Below are 14,694 nucleotides of genomic sequence, written 5' to 3'. Positions count from 1 at the left end.
GGGGTGCGCCGCCTGGGGCAGGCGGCGCGTGGCGGTGGGCCGCTCGCGGAGGCCAGCACCGCCGTGCTGCTGACAAGGCTGCTGTCGCTGTGCGCTGTGCACAGCCTGCTGTGGCCCCTGCTGATGCACCCGCCCCGCCGCAGGCACGCCCGGCCCCGCCGTGCGGGTACGGCACGGCGACGGACCGGACGGGGGACCCTGAGGCCAGGCCGGCGGGCCACGGCACCCAGACGAGTCGCCGGGACAAAGCGCTCCCAGAAACCACACAGGAAGGTGACGACACCACAGCGTCGGGGGTCCAGGCCGCGCCGTTCAAGGCGCACCACCTGAGCCTCCCGCCCAGCATGACGCGCGGAGATGGGCGCTGCCCGGCTGTTGCACATGCCCGCCGTGCCGGACGCGCGGACGACCCTGTTGCCGCTTAAGCCTGCGCCGGTCGACCATGAGATGCGGGCCACCCACAGGCACCTTCCTGGGCCGTACGGTCGTGGCATGGCGTTCGTCACCCCCGGTCCATTCGGATCGCGGCGGCGCTTGCGGTGTAGCTCGCCTCTGCCGTCCTCGCGGGTCCTGGTCAGCGCGGCACTTCGGAGGCGACGACCGACCTGATCAGGTGGGGGTTGACGGTGGCCCTAGCCTCTATGTCCTTCAGCTGTGACCGGGCGGTGCACGACCCGGAAGCGAAGGAACTGCGGCACACCCTCCGCCAGGGCGGCGCACGGTATCTGGTGGTGGCGGGTCTGCTGCTGCTCGGGTGGGTGATCACGTCCGAGATCCTGGCCCTGGCTCAGGCGCCTGGCGCGAGTGCACGGCATCCCGCCGACCAGATCATCAGCCCGGTCCTGGTGGACGTGGACTTGACCGCCGTCGTCTTTTTCCGCTTGACGGCGCTTCAAATGATGCTGGAAGCGGCCCTGTGTGTGGCGTTCGTTGAATGGAAACGCTCACCCGGCTGAGGTCAGCGGGTCACGAGCGGCTGGGCACCCCGCTGCCGTCCCCAGGACGCGCCGCTGCAGCGTCCGGAACCCTGCGGCGGGACGGGGTGCCCTGGTGGCGTGTGGGCCCTCACCCTGGTCCGCCGCGGGCGTCCTGCAGGGCCACGCTCTCCCTCCGAGCAGCGCTTCGGTTCATGCGGTGCTCGGCAGGCTCCGGGCGACCCCCAGGGCCAGCAGCAGCAGCGCCGCCGTGAACGCGGCCACCCACGTCCACCCGCCGGCCGTCCAGAACCACCCGCCGGCGAGGCCGACCACGCTGGAGCCCAGGTAGTACGCCAGCAGGTAGAGCGCGGACGCGTGTCCCCGGTGGTCCGGCGCGGCGAGCCCCACCCAGCCGCTCGCCACCGCGTGCGTCACGAAGAACCCGCAGGTCAACAGCGCGACGCCGAGCACCACGCCCGGCAGCGGCATGCTCAGCGTCAGCGTCACGCCCAGAGCGGACGTGATCAGGCCGATCAGCATCACCCTGGCCCGTCCGAACCGGTCGGCCGCCGCGCCGCCCAGCGGGGAGAGCACCACCCCGAACAGGTACACCGTGAACAGCGCGCTCAGCTGGCCCTGACTCAGGTGATGCGGCGCGTCCATCAGGCGGAACCCCAGGTAGTTGAACACCGCGACAAACACCCCGAGGTTGATGAAGGCGATCACGAACAGGCGCGCGAGCGTGCCGTGCCGCAGGTGGCTGGACCAGATGCGCAGGTGCGTCGTGAGGCCGCGCGCCGCGGCAGGCCGGGCGCCGCGGCAGGCCGGGCGTGGGCGATGGCCGGCAGCATCAGGCGGAAGCCGAACGCCGCCAGCAGCGCCACGCCCGCCAGCACGCCCAGCGCGGTGCTCCAGCTGGTGAATTCCGTCAGCACCCCGACGCTGACGCGGCCCATCATGCCGCCGAACGCGGTGCCGCCCACGTACATGCCCATCGCCCGCCCCAGGTGGCGGGCGTCGATCACGTCCGCGAGGGCAGCCATGGCGATGGCGGGCACGCCGCCCAGCACCAGGCCGGTGGCGGCGCGCGCGCCCAGCAGCAGGGGCCAGGACGGCGCCATGGCCGCCGCGAGCGTCAGCAGCGCCGCGCCGCACATCGCCGTGAACATCACGTTCCGCCGGTTCAGGCGCTCGCCGAGGGCCCCCATCAGCAGGATCGCCGCGGCGAGGCAGCCGGTCGTGAGCGACAACGCGAGCGCGCTCTGCGCCGGCGTCACATGGAACGCCAGCGTGAATGCCCCGAGCAGCGGCTGAACGCAGTAGATCAGCGAGAACGACGCGAAGCCGACCAGGAAGAACGCGGCACTCACCCGGGTGTAGGCGCGGCTGCCCTGCTGAACGGCCGTGACTGGCCCCTGGACCTGAGGGGAGGTCGCCTCAGGCGGATGGGTGCGGGTCGGCGGCATGCGGGCACTCTAGACCCCCACCCGCCAGAGGTCCATTCGCGGACCGGACAGGGCGAGGCTGCTGTCCGGTCGACCGGCGCGGGGGGCGAGGTCTCGCGCTGCGGCTGTTCTGGGCCATGCCCCCGCCGACCGGACGGCCATCTGGAGGAGCGCGCGTCAGGCGGACCACCCGCCCCTGCTCAACCGGGAACGCGCCGTGCTCGGCGCGAAGCCCGCAGGGTGCTGGTCCGCCCTCACCGGCGATGCAGCTGGCGTCCCGGCGGACGTCCGGACCTCCTGCACGCCGCTTGAGTGGAGCCCGGGGCCTCCACCTGCCCTGGGGCCGCGGGCGACAACCGTGCGGTGCGTCAGGAGCTGCCCCCTGGTCCGGGCGCGCGGCCTTCCGTGATCGCCCACTGCAGGGTGTTCAGCCGGGATGGTGCGTTGTCCGCGCGTCGCCGAGCGCCCAGTCGACCGCCGCTCGGGCGTGCAGGGTGGTGGTGTCGAACACCGGCACGGGGCTGTCGTCGGCGCCCACCAGCAACATGATTTCAGTGCAGCCCAGGATGATGCCCTCGGCGCCCCGCTCGGCCAGTGCCTGCATGATGCGCACGTACTGCACTTTCGAGGTGGGCTCGACGCGGCCCTGAATGAGTTCTTCGTAGATCACGCGGTGAACGGTCTGCTGGTCTTCGGCGTCCGGCACGAGGACGTCCAGGCCGTGGCGGTCCTGCAGGCGGCGCGTGTAGAAGGCCTGCTGCATGGTGAACGCCGTGCCGAGCAGGCCCACGCGGGTCATGCCCGCCGCCCGGATGCGCTCGGCCGTGGGGTCGGCGATGTGCAGCAGTGGGATGCGGACGCTCGCCTGGATGTCGTCGGCCACCCGGTGCATGGTGTTCGAGCAGATGATGAGGCAGTCCGCTCCGGCGCGTTCGAGACGCCGGGCGGCGTCCTGCAGGATCGCGGCCGCCTGGGGCCACTCACCGGCATGCTGGTGCCGCTCGATCTGCTCGAAATCGACGGTGTACATCACGCTGCGCGCGGAGTGCGTTCCGCCCAGTCGGTCGCGGACCGTTTCGTTCACGATCCTGTAGTACACGAGGCTCGACTCCCAGGAGAGACCGCCGATCAGGCCGATGGTCTTCATGGCACGGCGGGACGATATCGCTTGGGACTTCAGATTGGTAGCGCTACTATTGGTATTCACGTAGTAGAGTAGCACAAGGAGGTGGCCATGGCGAATACAGGTTCGGTCGGTCGGCTGGTCAAGGCCCTGCTCCAGCACATCGAGCAGGACGGGCAGCCGGGTGAGCAGCTCCCCACCACGCGCAGTCTGGTAGAGCGGTACGCCGCGAGCCCGGTCACGGTGCAGAAGGCCCTGCGCGAACTCACGACCCGCGGCGTCATCGAGACGCGCCCCGGGCAGGGGACCTTCATCGCCGCCCTGCCCACCCCACCGCGCGCCGCGCGCTTCGAGTGGCAGACGCTGGTGCTCGGCGAGCGCCCCGACACGCTGGACGCCTTCGGCACGCTGTTCGCCCCGCCGCGCCCGGACGTGCTGCCGCTCGGAAGCGGCTACCTCGACGCGACGCTGCAGCCGCTCACCGCGCTGGCCGGGGCCATGTCCCGCGCCGCCCGGCGGCCCGGCGCGTGGGATCGCCTGCCGGCCGAGGGGCACGAGGGTCTGCGCACCTGGTTCGCCGCGCAACTCGGGCCCGGGTTCCACACCCGCGACGTGCTGATCGTGCCGGGCGGTCAGGCGGCCCTGTCCACCGCGCTGCGCGCCCTGACCCGCAGCGGCCAGGCGGTGGTGGTCGAGTCCCCCACCCACCTGGGCGCCCTCGCCGCGCTCCGCGCGGCGGGACTGCGCGCCGTTCCGGTGCCGACCGACGCCGGCGGGCTCGACCCGGACCGGCTGCACGCGGCCCTCGAGACCAGCGGCGCCCGGGTGGTGCTTTACCAGCCGCTGCACGCCAACCCCACCGGAACCACACTCGCGCGCGAACGCCACGCCGCGGTGCTGCAGGTGCTCGCCCGTCACCAGGCCTACCTGGTGGAGGATGACGCCGCGCGCGACCTCACCCTGGAGGGCGCCCCCACCCCACCGCTCGCCCTGCACGACGACGCGGGGCACGTGCTGTACATCCGCTCGCTCACCAAGTCCGTCGCCCCGGGCCTGCGCGTCGCGGCCCTGGTCGCGCGTGGACCCGTCAGTGCACGCTTGCGCGCCCTCCGAACCGCAGATGAGCTGTTCGTACCCGGCCCGATGCAGGAAACAGCGCTGGAATGGGTGAGCAGCCCCGCGCGAGAAGCGCATCAAACCAGACTCCGCACGCACCTCCGGTCGCGGCGTGACGCCCTGCTCGCCGCCCTCGCCACCCACCTCCCGGCCGCCCGCGTCACCCGCGTGCCACGCGGCGGGCTGTTCGCCTGGCTGGAACTGCCGGAGGGAAGCGACGACGTTCAGCTGGCCCGCGCGGCGCTGGACGCAGGCGTTCAGGTCAATCCGGGCGCCGCCTGGTTTCCTGCCGAGGCGCCCGGCCCGTTCGTGCGCCTGAGTTACGCGGCGGCCAACGAGACCACGCTGCAGGCGGGCGTGCAGCGCCTGGCGGAGGTGTGGACCCTCGGCCAGTGATCCGGTGAGCTTGCGCCGTCTGACGTGCGGGGCGCCCGGTGATGCGCGCCGGCAGATCCCGCTCACGGGGCCCAGCGTGACGGGCCCGCCGCAACTGCGGGAAGGAAAGGAGAGCGCCGCCCCGATGGAGTGGGGAGCCGCCGTGGCCGAACGCCGCAACGGCGATGCACGGTGTGCCTGCATCGCCGGGGACGGCTGCACGCCGATGACCGCAGCTCCGTTATCCAGGCAGCACGGCCAACGCGTCGAGGAACAGGAACTCTGGCCGGCCCAGCGTGCCGCTCGACTGCATGGTGGCCCTCGTGGAAGTGTCGTTCAGGAAGCGCTCGAATGCGGCTCTGCTCTCCCAGCTGAACAGCACGCGAACCTGCCCGTCCGCCTCCGGCAGCGTGAACAGCTGGCAGCTCCGGCTGCCGTGCTTCCGGCGGGCGGCGGCGCCTGCGGTTGAAAACACGGCGATGAACTTCTGAAGGTCCTCAATGTGAACGGTGGCCCAGATGTAGGTCATTTCGGTCTCCCTGAGAGGTGTGGTGGGTGCACCGGGTGCGCCGCGGTTCGTGTGGACGGCTTGGGGCGCTCACGGTGCGTGTTTCGCGGAAGTGAACGGGGTCGGCTCCGTTCACCCGCACGCTAAATGAACCCACATGATGGGAGCATGATGAGAAAAGGGAGTGGGTATGGCGCTGGGCGCACTACACCGGACTCCACCTGCGGACAGATCACCGATGACGGCCCACCCACCGGATCTGGCCAGAGGGTCATCCAGCGAGGCCTTCGCAGCGGCGGGCGGGGGCGGGCCGCGGCCACGCTCCGGCCGTCCCGCTCCCGCTGTCGGCGCCCGCCTGGCGACCATCTGCTCATCATGGCCATGCGGCTACGCTCCGAGCATCAAGGCGCCCTGGGCCCTTGGAGGAGCACACACATGAACCGACACCCCATCTGGAACCTGTCGCTGCTGAGCCTGGGCCTGCTGGCCAGTTGCACCGCCACCCCTGGACCCCACGAGACGAAGTCCCCAGGCGTCCGCCTGGTCGCCACCCCCTCCACCCTGACGGCCCCAGGGCCCCTGGCCCTCGAGGCCACGGTCGATGGCGAGACGCGCGTCACCCAGGTCGACTTCTACAAGAATGGTCAGCTGTACACGGCCGACACCGCCGCTCCCTTCACCGCCTCCGAGGACTTCCCCGCGACCACGCCGGGCGGCACCTTCACCTACACGGCCACCGCCCGGGACACGGCCGGCCAGGCCACCACCAGTGCCGCGGTCCGCGTGACGGTCCGGCCGGCGAACACCGTCCCGGGGGAAAAGGGATGGATCACCGGCCACGTCCGCAACAGCGAAGGCCGCCCCATCCCGGACGTGGACGTCTGGGCGGACAACCAGTTGCTGTACGACAGCAACCTGAGCGCCGTCACGGACGTGAACGGCGCGTACCGGATCAACATCAAGGCCATTCCGACCACGTGGCGCGTGACGGCGAACGCGAACTTCAGCTACAAGGGCCAGAGCATTCACGTGCCGCTGGTCCCGACCAATCCGGCGGACGTCGCCGGCCCCGAAGGCGGCGTCCGTGACTTCGTGATGCGTCCCCAGGACATCACGGACAGCGACCCCTACGGGAACCTCGGCATCGTCAGTGTGACCCAGCCGGTCGGCGAGTACGACATTGACGAGTCGAAGGTGAGGCTGACGCTCGAACCGGTCGGGCTGCTGGCCGACGGAACGACCGGGACGGCCAGGACCGTGAAGCCCATCCGGTCCGGTTCCGGCTGGATCGTGCCCAACGTGATGTACGGCACCTACCGGGTGACCGCCACGCAGGACGGACGGCCCCTCGAGATCCGCAAGCGCGCCAGCGGCGCCGAAACGCCACCGTGGGGCCCGAGCTACACCGGGGACTTCATTTACGGCTGGAACTCCACACGGCTGATCCTGTACGTCGAAGTGCGCGATTGATCCGGAACGCCGCGAGAGCATGGCAGCGGGCTGGGAGACCTGGACCCTAGCCCTCCCTCGGGGCCCAGGCGGGCGCCGTCACCCCCGTGGTCCGCCGCTCCCCCGACGCGGCCGCTCATGGCGCTGCGCGCGTCTCGTCCAGGGCCATGCAGGCCAGCGCGGCGTCCCGCGCGCCGGCCTCGTCGCCACTCCGCTCAAACGCCCGCTGCGCGTCCTCAAAGGCGCCGCGGGCCTCCAGCAGCCGCGCCTTGCGCAGGGCCGCCGCGCCGGCCCGCATGAACCACGGCGCGGCCTGCCGGTCCTGCTCCCCGGCCCGCCAGTGCCAGGCGATCAGCCCTGGGTCCGCCTGGTGCCGCTCCAGCGCGCGCGCTGCATTGCGGTGCAGCACCTTGCGCACCACGTCCGGGGTGTCGTGCGTGATGGTCTGCGCGATCAACCCGGAGGGAAACTGCTCACCCAGCACCACCTGGGCGCGTTCCAGTTCCGCCCACCGCTCGGCGACCTCCAACACCGGCGCCTGCAGCACCTCCGCCAGCAGGTCCAGCGTGAAATCACGCTGCAGCGTGGCCGCGGCGCGCGCCACCTGCAGGGCCGGGGCGGAGAGCCGGCTCAGCCGGGCGCTGATGGTCTGTTGAACGCGGGCCGGCAGCGGCAGGTCCTCCGGAAGGGCCTGGTCCAGCGCGCCCGACTCCAGCAGGAACTTGATGGTCTCCAGCAGAAACACCAGATTGCCACCCGCGTGCCGCCACACCCGCCGCCGCCACCCCGCGTGGTCCGGCACGCCCAGCGTGTCCATCAAGCGGTCCGCGGCAGCCTCATCCAGCGCGCCCACGGTGATCACCGTGGCCAGGTCCGCGTTCACCAGCGCCTGGATGGCGGCCTCGATGGCCGGCGGGAGTTCACCGGTGCGGTAGGTGTCCACAAAGTGCGGCAGTCCCCCCGGCTGACCCAACGGGAACCCTGAGGCCAGCAGGAACCCACCCAGTTCGAACGACGCCTGATCGTAATGCTGCAGGTCGTCCGTGATGAGCGTCCGCACGTCGCGGCTGGTTTCGCGCACCAGGTGCAGGATCGCCTGCTGGAAGTGCAGGACATGCCACGACTCGGGCGGCGCCGCCCCGAACTCCGGCAGCAGATGCGCCAGGGCCAGCCGTTCCCATTCCGAGGGGGGGACGTACGCGCGCTGCGCCAGGTGCCGCCGCAGCAGCCGGACCGCCGAAGCGTACAGTTCCTGTTGATCCCCCGGCCGACCCTCGAGCCGCAGGTACGGGCCGTGCCTCGCGGCGAATTCCTCCGCGAGTCTGGTTTTTCCGGTGCCCGCCTCACCCGCCAGGAAAATCACGTGCCCGCGCGCCCGCGCCTCTTCCATCCGCCGCCACTCACGCTCCCGCCCCACCAGGACCGGAGGGCGCTGCACTGCGAGTGGAATGCCGGAGGACACGCGCCCTGCCGGCCGCAACGGCCCTTCGCCCCGCGTGATGTCCTCGGCCAGCCGCACGGTGTCCGGCATTGGCGCCACCCCCAGGTCCCGCTCCAGGCGCGCGGCGCACGCCCGGTAGGTGGCGAGCGCCGCACCCCGGTCTCCCGTCAGGTACGCCAGCCGCATCACGTGGCGGTGCGCGTCCTCACTCAGGTCGTCGAGCGCGAGGATCCGCTCGGCATGGCCAAGCGCCTGTGCCAGCTCGCCCTGCTGTTCCGCCGCGGCCCTCAGCGCGTGCAGCTGTCGCAGGGACAGCTGCAACAGCCGCTCCCGCTGAAGGTGCATCCAGTCGGTCAGCTCCGGCAGGTCCCCGAACGTCACGTCGCTGAGAAATGTGGCGCCCGGCAGGCGCTCCGGGGGGAGCGTGCCAGCCACCAGCGCCTGAACGTCCGTCCACACCACTGGGCTCAACGTCAGCAGGTCCTGATTCAGGATCAGCTCCGTCCGGGCCATGGACGCCACGCGGCGCCGCAGGTGCACCAGGTTGTTCCTCGCGACACTCTCCGCCGAGGCCGGCCACAGCAGGGACGCCAGCCGGGCGCGGGAGGTGGGGCCCTCCACCGCGAGGTACGCGAGCAGCGCCAGCGTCGTCCCTTCACAGCGTAGCCGCCGTCCATCCGGACGGTGGAACGACGGCGTGCCGAACACCTGGAGCATCCAGCCTCGAGTGGGGCTCATGACCTCTTCACGGTAGCAGAGGGTACGGCCACGCTCCAGCGTCACCACCAGCCGCTCAGGCGCTCGGCACGTTACCGCCCGGGCCGGTCAGGAACAGCGCCCGGCAGCAACGCCTGCCGGAGGGGGTCCGTGACTGCCGCGGCCTGCGCTGGCTCGGACCCGGTGGTCCGCAGGAGCGGCGCGAGCGGCCGCCCCACGCCCACCGCCACGGCCAGGCGTTGCTGCCGGAGCCCAGCGCCGATGCCCGGCCGTGGTCCTGCGGGCCGCGCTGGACCTGACCCGTGCGGACAGACCCCCAGGTCAGCCCCGAGACCAGCCCATAGCGCCGCCTGGCTCAGGAGCGTTCCCCGCAGCCCAACATCGCCCGACAGGGCGGTGCTGAGCCGCGCGAAGATCGTGCTGACCGGTCCGCCAACATGGGTGCTGGTCAGGGTCGCCCGGATACGCGGTGCGCCGTGCAGCGGCTGTCCGAGGACGGTGAACGCCGCCTCGGACAGGGAACGCCACCTTGGACAGGGTCAGGGCCATGGTCCGCCAGCCGAAAGGCAGGAACGCCGACGTGGTGGCGAGCAGCGTGAAGGCGAACGCACCCATCAGGACCCCCAGGCTCGCCAGGGTGCGACCGACCGCCGGGGCGAGCCGTGCGGAATGAGTAGAGCCGGTCGGAACGTGAGGCTGGTCTGGGTGCGCGTCCAGCCACGCTCAGCTGAGCGTCGACCGCGCCCCGCACGCCACCGTCGTGGGTGCGGCCAGCGCCCCCACCAGGGAACGCTGGCCAGCGGGGATCCGGACCCTCAGCTCAACGTGATCAGCTGGGCCGGCACCGGGCTGCAGCAGCCGCTGTCCGGGGTGCAGCCTTCGCTGGGCTCAGTGGCACCCACCGACGGGCCACACGCTTCACCCGCCTTGCACTGCACCCCGGGCGCGCGCAGGTCCACGATCACCCGCTCCGGTTCCAACCGGATGCCCGTCACGTGGTACTGCAGGGCCGGGGTGCTGGCGGTGCCGTACTCGAACCGCACCTCCGCCTCGGCCCGCACCGGGACGTGCTTCGCGACCCGGTCGTAGATGCCGAGGAACTTGCGGGTGGTCATGTGGCCGCCGTTGGCCTCCTCCGCGGTGCCGTCCATCAGCTGAATGATCGTTTCACGCCAGGCGTTCGCCTTGCCGCCGCAGTCCATGGCTTCGATGGTGACGGCCTTGACCTCGGTGACGTGGTACCCGGGCTGCACGAGCACCGCGCTGTCGAGGTGGAACTCCAGCGGGCGCGGCTCGGTCCCCCGGAGCGTGCGGATCAGGGTGTCGGTCGCGGTCTGCGGGGTGAGGCCGGGGATCGGGAGGGTCTGGGCCATGGGAGCACTCCTGAGCAGGTGAGGCAGGGCGGAGGAACGTGGCCGCGGGGGGTGGGGCCGGACGGTCCGCGGACGTTGACGCGGGGCGCCGCTGACGTTCGGTGGACCACAGGTGCGGCAGCTCCGCATTTACCTCAGGTGCTCCTTGGGGTGCAGGCGTCGTCGCCGTTGAGTTCAGCCTGAAGCGCCTGGGTCAGGCCCTCGAGGATGCGGAGCGCCTGGGCACGGTCCTCCACCGGCAGGCGGGCCAGCACGCGGGCGGACTGGCGGTTCAGTTGGGTGTCGAGGTCCCGCGCGGCCTGGTGCCCGGCGTCCGTGAGGTGCAGCAGCAGGGCACGGCGGTCGCTGGGGTGCGGCGCCTTGATGAGCAGGCCCTGCTCGACGAGGTCGTCGGTGCTGCGGCTGAGCCACGCCTTGTCGAGGTTCAGCGTGCGGGTCAGGTGGGTGAGGGTGACGTCCCCCTCGCGCTGCAGGGTAGTGAGGATCACGCACTGGGTGGCGGACTGGACGTCGCAGCACGCGAAGTTGCGCTGCTGCAGTTCGGCGAACAGGCGGGTAACACAGCGCAGCAGGAGGCCGGTGCTGTCCGTCCCGGCCACTTGGTTGTCTTCGGCAACGGTCATGTGGTGACTGTACGCTTGACGAATTCGATTGTCAAGAACAACAATTGAGAATGACAACGGCACATGCGTTCACCTCCCGTCCCGCCACCCCGGATGATGCCCCCGCCATCGCGCACATCTACACCCAGGGCATTGAAGACCGCACCAGCACCTTCGAAACGCGGCCCCGGAGCGCCGAAGACATCCGCGGCTGGTTTGACGGCGTGCACCCGATCGTGGTCATCGAGCGGCAGCATCAGGTCATCGCCTTTGCGAGCACCAGCACCTACCGCCCCCGGGACTGTTACGCCGGCATCGCGGAGTTCAGCGTATACGTCGAACGAAGTGCACGCGGCAGCGGAGCGGGCAGGGCCGCGATGAACGCCTTGATCGCCGCGGCCCGGGACGCCGGGTACGGGAAGCTCGTCTCGCGCGTGTTCCCCGAAAACAGCGCCAGCCTGCAGCTGCTGGCCGGCCTCGGCTTCCGGCAGGTCGGCACCTACGAGCGGCACGGTCAGCTCGAAGGCGTCTGGAAGGACGTCGTGATCGTTGAGCGGCTGCTGTGACGCCATCGGTGATGACCGGACGGACCGCGGATTGATCGGCGGGCGGGGAGGACGCGGGTATGGAAGGTGAGCTTCTCCGGCGTTCTGTACGACCGTCTGCGGTGGGGCGGGCCCACGTCACAGCGGTGGAGCCTGAGCCGACCGGGACGCGCACGTTGCTCGTGGGCCGCACCGGGGTCGGCGGCGCGGTCCCGCTCTCCGCCGGCCTTCAACGTGGTTCCTGGCGCTTGTGGCGGGGACGCGTGTCTGCCCGGACGTGCCACGCGGGACCAGCGGGTGCACGCACCCCGGGAGACGTGAACTGGATGGCGGGGTGGACGGCCGCCTGCCACGTCTGACCTTCCGGTTGTGGAAACGCGCTGCGGGCGTGTGGGGCCGTGCTCTGCCGACGAGGTGCTTGAGGGTGGGGTGCTCCGGGTGCGCTGCACCTGGACGGCCATGCCCGCGAAGCACTCCCGCTGGGAACAGGCGTTCTCAAAGAATCAGGGTCAGTCATGGGAGACGCCCTGGAGGTCATGTGCGCCACTCAGGGTGCGGGCCACTCGTGAAGCGGTCATGCCACGTTGACGTCTGATGCTCAGCGAGCACGTGTCCGCCCTGTCTCTCGGCGTGCCTCCAGGATGGACGCGGGTGAGCCCCGCGGGGCACGCGGCTCGGAAGCGTCCCCCAACAGCGTGAAGGCACTAGGATGCGGAACATGCCGTCATTTCCCGACCAGCATCAGGCACTGACGCACCTCCTGGCCCAGAGCGCCTCGACCCGTCAGCGTCTGCTCGAGATGGCCGCGCGTGAACATGTGGGCGTTGCGGCCCTCAATCAGAGCACGGCGGTGGAAGAGATCATTGCGGCTGGCCGCGAGCAGATTGAGGTCACCGCGGCCCTTCAAGGGGTCCTGCAGCAGACGCTGGAGCAGCTTCGTGAGGGAGGAAGGGTGCAGACTGAAGTTGAACCGCCCGATCATTCCGGCGTGCTGCACCGAATCCTTGAGGTCGGCCAGGCCCAGCGTGACATCGCCGCGTTGATGAGCAACCAGATCGTCGATGCGCTGGAGCGCGTGACCCGCATTCCGGTCGAGGACATCAGCCTGACCACGCTCCGTACAGTGCAACGCACTGTGCAGGCCGAAATCAAGTCGTTCCGCACCCTCGTTGGGATGGCCCGACAGCAGGTCACGACGCGTCAGGACCTTGATCACCTGGATCGCATTGAGCGGGACCTCAATGCCCGGCTGGGTCACCTGCGGCACGCTGAGGCGATCGATAAAGTCAGAGGGTTTGAGCAGCTCGCTGAGGAGGCGGTATCCAACATCATGCGGGTGGCAAACGCGGAAATTGATGACCAGATCCGGGCACTCCAAGTGCTGGTGGAGCACGCACGACGAATGCTTGCCGGGTTGAGAGAGCCGTGATCTGAACATCTCTGTCCGAGCCGGCGCCGGAGGATGGAGATGTGGTGGTCGCGCCCCCACCCAGGTCAGCCGGGAGGCCCTGTCGGAGGGCGGCGGAGGTGATGGTGGAAACGAGATGCCACTCGGCCGAGCGGCATCGTTCCCGGTGCCGTTCAGCAAGCCGGTCTTCTTTCCGCCAGCGGTGCCAGGCCGGAAGTGGACATGTGTGGTAGTCACGCTGAATCCAGGCATGTGCAGCTGGTCGGCCACCTCACCCACCGCGAGTCCATTCCATCTTGGAGGTGGCCGGTGACGCTCACCGGCCTGGTTGGCCAGGGCCTTCTGTTACTGCGGGCTTTCCGTGTCCAGGAAGAACGCGATGTCCGTCTCGTACGCCTCAGGGTTCGGGGTGTCAGGAACGCTCTTCACATAGAATTCGGCGGTCACCCCGTTGATCCTGAGGTCACGGCGCATCGCTTCTTCCACCACCACGGCATACGCGGCGCCCGTCTTGTCGTAGGAACCCACGAACCGCCCAATGAAGGCCAGGCCCCCTTCAAACGTGCGCACTTCAATGCGGCCGTGGCCTTCGACAGTTCCCACGACCGGCAGGTGCACCTCAACGAGGCTTCCCTCGCCCGTGTCGTGGGTGTCGTGCACGAAGAAACTTGGCCGCTCGAGCTGGTATCCCCGGGCCTTCGCGTACGTCGTGACGTCCTTCAACGCTTCGGGAATCACCTCGTAGTGGGGGGGCTGCAGACGCGCGCGAATACTCAGGGTCTGTCGTGCGGGCAGGTGTTCGATGCGGTAGTTCATTGCTTCCTCCTTGAGGTACGCGCGCACGGTCCGCAGCGAGTGCTGACGGTCTTCGATCTCGTCACTCAGCCGCTTCGCGTGCCGGGCCAGTACCTCCGGTGCCTCGGCGGGTCGCTGGATCATGATCCGGATGTCGTCGAGCGGCAGTCCCAGTTCACGCCAGCGGCGAATCCGGACCGCCAGTTCGATCTGAGCGACGCCGTAGTACCGGTACCCGGTCTGACCGTCGACGGCTGCGGGACGCAGCAGGTCGATCTCGTCGTAGTACCGCAGCGTCGTGGAGGACAGACCGGTCAGGACAGCAAAGCGGGAGATGATCAGGCGACCTCGCATACGCTGCCACGCTAAGCGTTCCAGCTGCAGGAAGGTCAAGTGCCTCCCGGGCACCTGAGGTGCCGTGAGCCCCGGCGTGGGGTTCTCCGCCATCAGGGGTTCCAGCTCCATCAGGTCATAAAGCGCCATGCGTTTGAGCGAGAACGTACGCGGGCCCAATCCACCTGTTCGTGCATGGAACTCCGGATGCCTCCTCCAGCTTCCTCGCCGCCCATCGTTGTCGGCGATCTGCACGGCGGCCGCGGTGAGCTCGATCATCTGTGCACAGCCGTTCCCGACCGCGGCTTCGTGTGCCTGGGCGACGACCTGGACCGTGGCCCGGACCCTGGGATGATGCGCCGCGTCCGGCACCTGGTCGTGGCCGGCCGCGCGTACCGGCTGGGCTTCGGTGGCTGCGTGTCCGGGTTGCGCCGCGCGGGGAGAGGAAGGCCGGGCAGGCACAGCGGCGTCCTTGAGGAGGCGCGGCCAATCTTCCAGAATCAATGGGACGGCTGCCGCCCAGCCCGGGTCGGCCTCCGGCAGGAGA

General features: G+C 70.2%; 13 protein-coding genes. 5 read left to right on the top strand and 8 right to left on the bottom strand.

Translation table 11 applies throughout. The features are described from left to right. Nucleotides 1-641 precede the first annotated feature (641 nt). Nucleotides 642-956 carry a hypothetical protein gene (locus ABOD76_RS04380; RefSeq protein WP_350241799.1) on the top strand — a complete coding sequence of 105 codons (315 nt, stop codon included), beginning with the start codon at nucleotides 642-644 and terminating at the stop codon, nucleotides 954-956. A 171-nt stretch (nucleotides 957-1,127) separates the two neighbouring features. Here the strand turns inward: ABOD76_RS04380 and ABOD76_RS04375 are convergent, their stop codons facing one another. The 3 genes from ABOD76_RS04375 to ABOD76_RS04365 form a co-directional block, all read right to left on the bottom strand. Beyond that, entirely contained in the window at nucleotides 1,128-1,643 is a 516-nt protein-coding gene (locus ABOD76_RS04375) for an MFS transporter (protein WP_350241797.1), read from the bottom strand. Continuing rightward, a complete protein-coding gene (locus ABOD76_RS04370; protein ID WP_350241795.1) occupies nucleotides 1,640-2,383 on the bottom strand; it encodes an MFS transporter in 744 nt (247 codons plus the stop codon). The genes ABOD76_RS04375 and ABOD76_RS04370 overlap by 4 nt, the downstream gene beginning before the upstream one ends. A 406-nt stretch (nucleotides 2,384-2,789) precedes the next feature. Further along, nucleotides 2,790-3,509 carry an aspartate/glutamate racemase family protein gene (locus ABOD76_RS04365; RefSeq protein ID WP_350241794.1) on the bottom strand — a complete coding sequence of 240 codons (720 nt, stop codon included), beginning with the start codon at nucleotides 3,507-3,509 and terminating at the stop codon, nucleotides 2,790-2,792. 87 nt (nucleotides 3,510-3,596) lie between these two features. Here ABOD76_RS04365 and ABOD76_RS04360 point away from each other — a divergent pair, with 87 nt between their 5' ends. Next, on the top strand, nucleotides 3,597-4,997 hold the full coding sequence (locus tag ABOD76_RS04360; RefSeq protein WP_350241792.1) for a PLP-dependent aminotransferase family protein: 1,401 nt from the start codon (nucleotides 3,597-3,599) through the stop codon (nucleotides 4,995-4,997). A gap of 220 nt (nucleotides 4,998-5,217) precedes the next feature. Here the strand turns inward: ABOD76_RS04360 and ABOD76_RS04355 are convergent, their stop codons facing one another. Further along, nucleotides 5,218-5,505 carry an antibiotic biosynthesis monooxygenase gene (locus tag ABOD76_RS04355; protein WP_350241790.1) on the bottom strand — a complete coding sequence of 96 codons (288 nt, stop codon included), beginning with the start codon at nucleotides 5,503-5,505 and terminating at the stop codon, nucleotides 5,218-5,220. Between the two features lie 414 nt (nucleotides 5,506-5,919). Here ABOD76_RS04355 and ABOD76_RS04350 point away from each other — a divergent pair, with 414 nt between their 5' ends. Beyond that, nucleotides 5,920-6,954: an Ig-like domain-containing protein gene (locus tag ABOD76_RS04350; RefSeq protein ID WP_350241788.1), complete on the top strand. Its 1,035-nt coding sequence runs from the start codon at nucleotides 5,920-5,922 to the stop codon at nucleotides 6,952-6,954. A 115-nt stretch (nucleotides 6,955-7,069) separates the two neighbouring features. Here the strand turns inward: ABOD76_RS04350 and ABOD76_RS04345 are convergent, their stop codons facing one another. The 3 genes from ABOD76_RS04345 to ABOD76_RS04335 form a co-directional block, all read right to left on the bottom strand. Beyond that, nucleotides 7,070-9,112 (bottom strand): BTAD domain-containing putative transcriptional regulator, encoded by a 2,043-nt coding sequence (locus tag ABOD76_RS04345; RefSeq protein ID WP_350241786.1) that lies wholly within the window; start codon nucleotides 9,110-9,112, stop codon nucleotides 7,070-7,072. A 794-nt stretch (nucleotides 9,113-9,906) separates the two neighbouring features. Further along, the gene (locus ABOD76_RS04340) at nucleotides 9,907-10,464 is read right to left on the bottom strand and encodes a DUF6428 family protein (protein ID WP_350241785.1); all 558 of its coding nucleotides are present in this window, start codon (nucleotides 10,462-10,464) and stop codon (nucleotides 9,907-9,909) included. A 134-nt stretch (nucleotides 10,465-10,598) separates the two neighbouring features. Then, a complete protein-coding gene (locus tag ABOD76_RS04335) occupies nucleotides 10,599-11,087 on the bottom strand; it encodes a MarR family winged helix-turn-helix transcriptional regulator (protein ID WP_350241783.1) in 489 nt (162 codons plus the stop codon). A gap of 50 nt (nucleotides 11,088-11,137) precedes the next feature. Between ABOD76_RS04335 and ABOD76_RS04330 the strand changes: the two genes are divergently transcribed. After that, nucleotides 11,138-11,632, top strand: coding sequence for an arsinothricin resistance N-acetyltransferase ArsN1 family A (locus tag ABOD76_RS04330; protein WP_350241782.1), 495 nt, complete (start codon nucleotides 11,138-11,140; stop codon nucleotides 11,630-11,632). Between the two features lie 697 nt (nucleotides 11,633-12,329). After that, entirely contained in the window at nucleotides 12,330-13,040 is a 711-nt protein-coding gene (locus ABOD76_RS04325) for a hypothetical protein (RefSeq protein WP_350241780.1), read from the top strand. 324 nt (nucleotides 13,041-13,364) lie between these two features. On the opposite strand, the gene ABOD76_RS04320 is transcribed toward ABOD76_RS04325, so the two are convergent. Then, nucleotides 13,365-14,651, bottom strand: coding sequence for a MerR family transcriptional regulator (locus tag ABOD76_RS04320; protein ID WP_350241778.1), 1,287 nt, complete (start codon nucleotides 14,649-14,651; stop codon nucleotides 13,365-13,367). Nucleotides 14,652-14,694: the final 43 nt, after the last annotated feature.

Origin of the sequence: Deinococcus sonorensis KR-87 (assembly GCF_040256395.1) — a bacterium.
Classification (GTDB): domain Bacteria; phylum Deinococcota; class Deinococci; order Deinococcales; family Deinococcaceae; genus Deinococcus; species Deinococcus sonorensis.
This window is presented reverse-complemented; position numbering and strand designations above follow the sequence as displayed.